The 7,944-nt window shown below is 72.0% G+C and carries 9 protein-coding genes; all 9 read left to right on the top strand.

Annotated features, from left to right (window positions below; genetic code table 11):
* Positions 1-76 precede the first annotated feature (76 nt).
* The gene (locus VG869_01370; GenBank protein HEV3449830.1) at positions 77-1,048 is read left to right on the top strand and encodes an NAD-dependent epimerase/dehydratase family protein; all 972 of its coding nucleotides are present in this window, start codon (positions 77-79) and stop codon (positions 1,046-1,048) included.
* Positions 1,045-2,022: a Gfo/Idh/MocA family oxidoreductase gene (locus VG869_01375; protein HEV3449831.1), complete on the top strand. Its 978-nt coding sequence runs from the start codon at positions 1,045-1,047 to the stop codon at positions 2,020-2,022. Before VG869_01370 ends, VG869_01375 begins: the two co-directional genes overlap by 4 nt.
* Positions 2,019-2,996, top strand: coding sequence for a galactokinase (locus VG869_01380; protein ID HEV3449832.1), 978 nt, complete (start codon positions 2,019-2,021; stop codon positions 2,994-2,996). The genes VG869_01375 and VG869_01380 overlap by 4 nt, the downstream gene beginning before the upstream one ends.
* A gap of 4 nt (positions 2,997-3,000) precedes the next feature.
* Positions 3,001-3,738 (top strand): NTP transferase domain-containing protein, encoded by a 738-nt coding sequence (locus VG869_01385; protein ID HEV3449833.1) that lies wholly within the window; start codon positions 3,001-3,003, stop codon positions 3,736-3,738.
* Complete coding sequence (locus tag VG869_01390) at positions 3,735-4,301, top strand: HAD-IIIA family hydrolase (protein HEV3449834.1); 567 nt, start codon at positions 3,735-3,737, stop codon at positions 4,299-4,301. The genes VG869_01385 and VG869_01390 overlap by 4 nt, the downstream gene beginning before the upstream one ends.
* A gap of 14 nt (positions 4,302-4,315) precedes the next feature.
* Positions 4,316-5,302 carry a glycosyltransferase family 2 protein gene (locus tag VG869_01395; GenBank protein HEV3449835.1) on the top strand — a complete coding sequence of 329 codons (987 nt, stop codon included), beginning with the start codon at positions 4,316-4,318 and terminating at the stop codon, positions 5,300-5,302.
* Positions 5,299-6,006, top strand: coding sequence for a methyltransferase domain-containing protein (locus VG869_01400; protein HEV3449836.1), 708 nt, complete (start codon positions 5,299-5,301; stop codon positions 6,004-6,006). The genes VG869_01395 and VG869_01400 overlap by 4 nt, the downstream gene beginning before the upstream one ends.
* Complete coding sequence (locus tag VG869_01405; GenBank protein HEV3449837.1) at positions 6,003-6,719, top strand: class I SAM-dependent methyltransferase; 717 nt, start codon at positions 6,003-6,005, stop codon at positions 6,717-6,719. Before VG869_01400 ends, VG869_01405 begins: the two co-directional genes overlap by 4 nt.
* Positions 6,716-7,944 (top strand): nucleotide sugar dehydrogenase (locus VG869_01410; GenBank protein ID HEV3449838.1); only part of this gene is annotated, 1,229 nt, incomplete at its 3' end. The genes VG869_01405 and VG869_01410, both read left to right, overlap by 4 nt.

Raw genomic sequence — 7,944 nt, forward strand, 5'->3', positions numbered from 1 at the left:
TGGCACCTGCTCGTGAGTCACCCGATGCTGGCGACCCGGGCCCCCACGTGGGAAGCCGACGCGCCGGCGTCCTGACATGCGGATCGTGATCACCGGTGGTGCCGGCTTCATCGGATCGAACCTGGCCGACCGCCTCCTCGACGATGGGCACGAGGTCGTCGTCGTTGACAACCTGTCGACCGGGCACCAGCGGTTCCTGCAGGCGGCGGCCAGCCACCCGGCGTTCCGGTTCGAGCACGTCGACCTCCTCGACGCGGGCAGCGGCGTGCGGGACATCGTGCGCGGAGCCGACGGCATCATGCACCTGGCCGCGAACGCCGACGTCCGGTTCGGCTGGGACGATCCGGACCGTGACCTTCGTCAGAACATCATCGCCACGCACGTGATGCTGGAGGCCGCTCGTCTCGAGCGCGTGCCGCGATTCGTGTTCTCGTCGACCGGGTCGGTCTACGGCGAGGCGCCGGTCATTCCGACGCCGGAGGACTGCCCGTTTCCGACCCAGACGTCCCTCTACGGCGCCTCGAAGCTGGCGGCAGAGGGCCTCATTCAGGCGCACGCCGAAGGGGTCGGGCTCCAGGCGACGATCTTCCGGTTCGTGTCGGTCCTCGGTGAGCGCTACACCCACGGACACGTGATCGACTTCGTGCGGGCGCTTCGCCGCAACCCCAGCGTCCTTCGGATCCTCGGCGACGGCGAGCAGCGCAAGAGCTACCTCGACGTCCGTGATTGCGTCGAGGCGATCGTGCTGGCGCTCCACGACGATCGTGTCCGCGGCGTCTTCAACCTCGGGGTCGACGACTCGTGTCGAGTGACCGAGTCCGCACGGTGGATCTGCGATCGACTCGGGGTCGACCCCTCGTTCGAGTTCACCGGCGGGGACCGCGGATGGATCGGCGACAACCCGTACATCCACCTCGACCCGCGTCGCATCGAGGCCCTGGGTTGGCGACCCTCCCACTCGATCCGGTCCTCGGTCGAGCGAACGGTGGACTGGCTGGTCGGCGAGCCGTGGGTGCTCGACCTCCCCGACCCGCGAGCGCACGCGTGAACGGCGCCGGCATCGTCGGCTGCGGGCTCGTCGGCCGGAAGCGCGCCCTGGCGCTGCGCGCCCTCGGGGTGCCCACCCCGGTCGTGTTCGACGCCGACCCCTCGCGAGCGCGCGGCCTCGCCGAGGAGCTCGGGGGCGGCGTCGAGGCCGTCGAGAGCGCGGCCGAGGCGACCGGACGGCGCGACGTGGACTTCGTCGTCGTGGCGACCCCGCACGATGCCCTCGCCGGCGAGACGATCGCGGCGCTGACTCGCGACTGCGACGTGCTGGTCGAGAAGCCGGCCGCCCGGTCGGCCGACGAGCTCGACGCCGTCGCCGAGGCCGCCCGCCGCGCCGGGCGGACCGTGCGCGTGGGCTTCAACCACCGGTTCCACCCCGCCGTGCGCGCCGCTCGGGACGCGGTCGCCGAGCGGCGGTTCGGAGAGCTGTTCTCGATCCGGGCTCGGTACGGCCACGGGGGCCGACTCGGCTACGAGCGCGAGTGGCGAGCCGACCGGGCCCGCTCGGGGGGCGGCGAGCTGCTGGACCAGGGCTCCCACCTCATCGACCTGACCCGGCACCTCGCCGGTGACGCGGAGCTCGCCTTCGCGGAGCTGCGGACGGACTTCTGGCCGATGGCGGTCGAGGACAACGCCTACCTCGCGCTCCGGGTGCCGGGGGGCGCGTTCGCGTGGCTCCACGCGTCGTGGACCGAGTGGAAGAACTGCTTCGAGATGGAGCTCGCGCTCCGCACCGCCCGGCTGGACCTTCGGGGCCTCGGCGGCTCCTACGGACCCGAGCGCCTCATCGTGCACGCGATGGCCCCGGAGCTGGGCCCGCCGACCTCCTCGGAGCAGGTCTGGTCCGACGACGATTCCTGGCTGGCCGAGCTCGCGGACGTTCGCGACGCGCTGGACGACCGGCCCGCGCGCGGCGCGACACTGGCGGACGCGCGGGCGGTCCTTCGGATCGTGGAGGAGGCGTACGCGCGGTGATCATCACCCGGACACCACTGCGGATCTCGCTCGGCGGCGGCGGGACCGACCTGCCCGCGTACTACACCAACAGCGGCGGTGGGTTCCTCGTCGCCGCGGCGATCAACCGGCACGTCTACATCGCGCTGAACCAGAACTTCGACGGGGACCTGCTGCTCAAGTACTCGGAGACGGAGCGGGCCGACAAGCCCGAGGACGTGGCCCACCCGCTCCTCCGGGAGGCGCTGCTCCTCACCGGTGTCTCCGACGGCATCGAGGTCTCCTCCATGGCCGACGTCCCGGCCGGAACCGGGCTCGGATCGTCGGGCGCGTTCACCGTCGGGCTCCTCCGAGCCCTCTTGACGCTCCGGCGCCAGACCGTGAGTGCGCGGCACCTCGCCGAGCTCGCGTGCGAGATCGAGATGAACCGGCTCGGCGCGCCGGTGGGCAAGCAGGACCCGTACATCACCTCCATCGGGGGCCTCACGGCCTTCCAGTTCTCACCGGCCGGCGAGGTCGACGTCAACCCCGTCACCATGGCCGACACGGTCCGAGACCAGCTCGAGGACAACCTCCTCCTCTTCTATACGGGCGTCCGTCGCTCGGCCGCGGACGAGCTCTCCTCGCAGGGGGCCGGCGGCGCCGGGCAGGGCGCGGCCCGCGAGAACCTCGACGCCGTGCGGGCCCTGGGCCTCGAGAGCCGTCGCCTCCTCGAGGACGGAGACCTCGACGGCTTCGCCCGCCTCCTCACCGAGCAATGGCGCTGCAAGTACGAGCGCTCCCCTAGCGCGGTGCACGACCAGGTCGACCGGTGGATCCAGGGTGGCGTGGACGTCGGCGCGACCGGCGGCAAGCTCGTCGGCGCGGGCGGCGGCGGCTTCCTGCTGTTCTACGCCGAGGACAAGCCGGCCCTCCGTCGCACGATGGAGGACTTCGGACTCCAGGAGATCCGGTTCGGCTTCGACTACGCCGGGTCCACCACTGTCGTCACCTAGGCCGATGCGGGTCGCGGTCCTGCTCGCCGGCGGTCTGGGCACGCGGGTGGCGGCGGTCACCGGACCCGACGAGCCGAAGGCGCTCCTGCCCGTCGCCGGGCGCCCCTTCATCGAGTGGAAGCTGCGCCAGCTGGCGAGCCTCGGCGTGACCGACGTGCTGCTGCTGACCGGTCACGGGGGCGACCAGCTCCGCGAGGCGGTCGGCGACGGGGCGCAGTGGGGCGTGCGCGCCTCGTGCCGCGACGACGGGTCCCACCCCCTCGGCACCGGCGGGGCCATCCGAGCCGTGCTCCCCGAGCTTCCCGAGCTGTTCTGGGTCACCTACGGGGACTCCCTGGTCGAGGCGCCGCTGGCCGCGATCGAGGCCGAGCTCGACCCGACCGCGCTCGCGACGATGACCGTCCTCCGCAACGACGACCGGTGGCAGCCGAGCAACGTCGAGGCGGCGAGCGGGACTGTGCGCCGCTACTCGAAGGGCGACCCGCCGGGGACCTACTCCTGGATCGACTACGGCCTCCTGCTGTTCCGGTCCCGCGCCTTCGAGGCCTGCCCCGCGGCGAGCTTCGACCTGCGGGAGGTCATCGACTGGCTCGTCGCGGCTCGTCAGCTCCGCGCCTACGAGGTCACGGAGCGCTTCCACGACATCGGGACCGTCGCCGCCTGGCACGAGACCGACGAGTGGGCGCGGGCGAGCGGCCTGGCCGCACGCCTCGATCCCGCGGCGGCGGGAGGCGAGGGGTGAGACCGGCGGTGTTCCTCGATCGGGACGGGGTGCTCGTCGAGACCGCGCTCTCGTCGGACGGCGTGCCCCAGCCGCCCTTCCGGGCCGACGAGGCCGAGCTCGTGGGCGATGCCGCCGACGCGACCGCGCGCCTGCGCGACGCCGGGTTCGCGCTCGTCGTGGTGACGAACCAGCCCGACGTCGCCCGGGGCATCACGACGCGTGAGCGTGTCGAGGGCATCAACGAGCTCGTGAGGGATCGACTGCAGCTCGACGCGGTCTACGCGTGCTTCCATGACGGGGACGGCTGCGCGTGCCGAAAGCCGAAGGCGGGCATGCTCCGGGCGGCCAGCCTCGAGATGGACCTCGACCTGGCCGCCAGCTGGCTCGTCGGAGACCGCTGGGTCGACATCGCCGCCGCCGCGGCGAGTGGGGTTCGCAGCGTCCTGCTCGAGCGGCCGTACAGCTGGCGTCGCGCCGGTGGCGCCGAGCCGCCTCCCGGCCTGGCACCCGACGCGACGACCGCGACCTTTGCTGAGGCGGCCGCACTCATCGCTGGTACCGTGTCTCGGTCACGCGGATGAGCAGCTAGGTCGCGGTGAGCCCCATCGAGTTGTCCGTCGTCGTGCCTGTCTACAACGAGGCCGACAACGTCCCCGAGTTTCTCCGACGTCTGGTGCCGATCCTGCGCGAGCAGGTCACCTCCTACGAGGTGATCTTCGCCGTCGACCCGTCGAGCGACGGGACGGAGGCGGTGATCCGACGAGCTCGGGTGGACAACGCGGCGGTGAAGTACATCGTGTTCTCGCGGCGCTTCGGCCAGCCGACCGCGAGCCTGGCTGGCATCGAGTTCGCGTCCGGACGAGCGGTCATCGTCATGGACGTCGACCTCCAGGACCCGCCCCAGGTCCTGCCCGACCTCCTGGCTCGCTGGCGGGAGGGCTTCGAGGTGGTCTACGCGCAGCGGCGCAGCCGGCACGGCGAGCCGAGGGTGAAGCGCTGGGTCTCGACCGTGGGCTACCGGCTCATCAACCGGTTCAGCGAGGTGGAGATCCCGCGGGAGACCGGCGACTTCCGCCTCATGGACCGACGAGTCGTCAACGAGCTCCTGCGGTTCCCGGAGACCCATGGGTTCCTCCGGGGCATGGTCGCCCTCGTCGGGTTCCGCCAGACCGCAGTCGTCTTCGACCGTCCCCCTCGGCATGCCGGCCGGGGCCACTACAACCGGTTCCTCGGCTCGCTGCGCATCGGGCTCAACGGGCTCGTCGCCTTCTCGAGCGCGCTCCTCAACCTGAGCACCGCCTTCGGCTTCATCGCCGCCGGGCTGGCCTTCGCCATCGGCTTGGGATACGTGACCACGCAGGTGATCGATGCGCCGTTCCCCGTCGGGAACGCGACGATCGTGGTGCTCGTGCTGTTCGTCGGCGGCGTCCAGCTGGTGTGCCTCGGCATCCTGGGCCAGTACTTGGCGCGCATCTACGACGAGGTGAAGCGTCGGCCGCGGTTCATCGTCGACGTCGCGGAAGGGTTCGTGGAGGAGCAAGTCGCGCACTCGAAGGCGCTCGAAGAGGCGCGGGCGCGGTGACGAGCAGTGCGTACAGCAACAGCGACCACGAGGTCCGCACCGAGGACCCGTACGCGCTCGAAAAGTATGTGATCACGCTCCGCTGGCTCCGGCAGCGCGACGCCGGGCCGTCCCTCTTCAACATCGGATGCGGGAGCGGCGTGTTCAACCAGATGGCCGTCGACGCGGGATACACGGTCGAGGCCTACGAGCCCGATCCCGACGCCTACGCCCTGGCCGCACGGGCCCGGCCGCCGACGGGGTGCTCCGTGCACAATGTGGCCCTCGGCGACATTCCGGGGTCCCACGTCGCCGACGTCGTCGTGATGCACGACGTCCTCGAGCACCTCCCGGAGGATGCTCCGGCGGTCGACCGGCTCCACGACCTCCTCCGGCCTGACGGGGTGCTGATCCTGAGCGTGCCGGCGATGCCGAGTCTCTTCGGGTATCACGACGAGCAGCTCGGCCACTACCGGCGCTACACGAAGACGAGGCTTCGAGCCGTCATCGAGCGGCGGTTCGACGTCCAGCGCCTCCACGCCTTCGGTCTCGGCTTCGTGCCGGTCGCCTTCTACTACTCGCGTTGGCGGCGCAAGCCGTACCCGGTCACCGTGGCCGGTGGCCGGCACGTCGTCGGCCACGCCGTGCGGTTCGCGTGCTCGCTGGAGGGGCGGATCCCGCCACCGGTGGGGACCTCGCTGCTGTGCCTGGCCGTGCCGCGATGACGGAGCAGCAGGACGCGCGGGCGGTCGAGCGGAACGAGGCCTACTTCCTGGAGGTCGACCGCTACCTCGAACGGATGAGCGGGCTCCGCACGTACCGCAACGTTCGGACCGCCATCGAGCACGAGCTCCGTGGGGCCGGTCGCCTCCTCGACATCGGCAACGGGGGAGTCTTCGACTACGACGTCGCGATCGTCGACGAGATCGTCGCCATCGACCTGTTCCTGGACAAGCTGCCCCGCGACCACTTCCCGCCCAACGTCACGGCCCGCGCCGGGAGCGCCCTCGACCTGCCCGAGCCGGACAACTCCTTCGACGTGGTCCTGATGGCGCTCCTCATCCACCACCTGACCGGGCGTCGGGCCAGCGAGACCATGGCCAACGCCGCCCGCGCCCTCGACGAGGCCGTTCGGGTCCTGCGCCCGGGAGGCCGACTCGTCGTCGTCGAGTCCTGCGTCCCGCGGTGGTTCTACGGGCTCGAGCTGATGCTCTACCCGCCGTTGCGTGCCCTGTCGGGGACGAAGCTCATGGAGCATCCGGCCACGCTGCAGATCACGGTCCGGCAGCTCGAGGCGCTGATCGCGGCCAGGAGCGCGGACGTCCGCCGGCAGCGCATCCCGACCGGACCGCTGCTCCTCCAGTTCGGCGTCAAGTGGCCGACGCTGCTCACACCGGCTCGGCCGTTCTTGCTCGTGGGGACCAAGCCTCGGGCATGAACGTCTGCGTCCTCGGGTGCTGGCACCTCGGGTCAGTCACCGCGGCCGGGCTGGCCGCGCTCGGCCACCGGGTCACGGGCCTCGACCCCGACGCCGCGCTGGTGGCGAGGCTCGGCGCGGCGGAGCCGGCGCTGGCCGAGCCCGGACTCGCCGAGGCCCTCGCCGCGGGAGCCGAGCAGGGTCTCCTCTCCTTCACGACGGACCCGGCGAAGGCGCTCGCCGAGGCCGCCGTGCTGTGGGTGACGTTCGACACCCCGGTCGACGACCAGGACCGGGGCGACGCCGCGTGGGTCGTCGACCGGGTGCTCGAGGTGCTCCCGAGCGCACCGAGTGGGGCCGTGGTCCTCGTGTCGTCCCAGCTGCCCGTGGGCAGCACCGCCGAGATCGAGCGCCGAGCGTCACCGGCCGGTCCGCGGCTCGGCTTCGCATACTCGCCGGAGAACCTGAGGCTCGGCCGGGCGATGGACTCGTTCCTGCACCCCAGCCGCATCGTCGTCGGCGTCCGGCACGACGAGGACCGCGCCACCCTGGTGGCCCTGCTCGGCACGATCACCGACCAGCTGGTCTGGATGTCGGTGGAGTCGGCGGAGATGACGAAGCACGCGCTCAACGCGTACCTGGCCACGTCGGTGACGTTCGCGAACGAGGTCGCCACCCTCTGCGAGGAGGTGGGCGCCGAGGCGCGCGACGTCGAGCGCGCCCTGCGAACCGACCGGCGCGTGGGCCCGGGCGCCTACGTCGCTCCGGGCGCGGCCTTCGCCGGCGGAACGCTCGCCCGCGACGTCGGATACCTCCGGGAGGTCGGCCGCTCGACGGCCCGCCCGACGCCCCTCCTCGACGCGGTCATCGCCAGCAACGCCGCGCACCGATCGTGGCCGCTCCGGACGCTCGAGTCGGAGCTGGACGATCTCTCGCAACGCCACATCGCCGTCCTCGGGCTCACCTACACGCCCGGCACCTCGACCCTGCGGCGCTCGGCCTCCGTCGACCTGTGCGCCGCGCTCGTCCAGCGGGGCGCCGTCGTGCGGGCGCACGATCCAGCCGCGGAGCCGCTCGGGCCCCCGCTCGCCGACGATGTCCGCCGCGAGGCGTCGGTCGAGTCCGCGATCGACGGCGCCGACGCCGTCGTCATCGCCACCGCGTGGCCCGAGTACCGCGCCTTGCCGGCTGACTGCTTCGCGTCCCGACTGGTCGTGGACGCCGACGGCCTGCTCGCAGACACGCT

This window comes from Acidimicrobiia bacterium, assembly GCA_035948415.1.
Classification (GTDB): Bacteria; Actinomycetota; Acidimicrobiia; order IMCC26256; family PALSA-555; genus PALSA-555.

Coding starts and splice junctions, on each gene's coding strand:
- VG869_01370 (HEV3449830.1), top strand. CDS start 77: ATGCGGATCGTGATCACCGGTGGTGCCGGCTTCATCGGATCGAACCTG.
- VG869_01385 (HEV3449833.1), top strand. CDS start 3,001: ATGCGGGTCGCGGTCCTGCTCGCCGGCGGTCTGGGCACGCGGGTGGCG.
- VG869_01405 (HEV3449837.1), top strand. CDS start 6,003: ATGACGGAGCAGCAGGACGCGCGGGCGGTCGAGCGGAACGAGGCCTAC.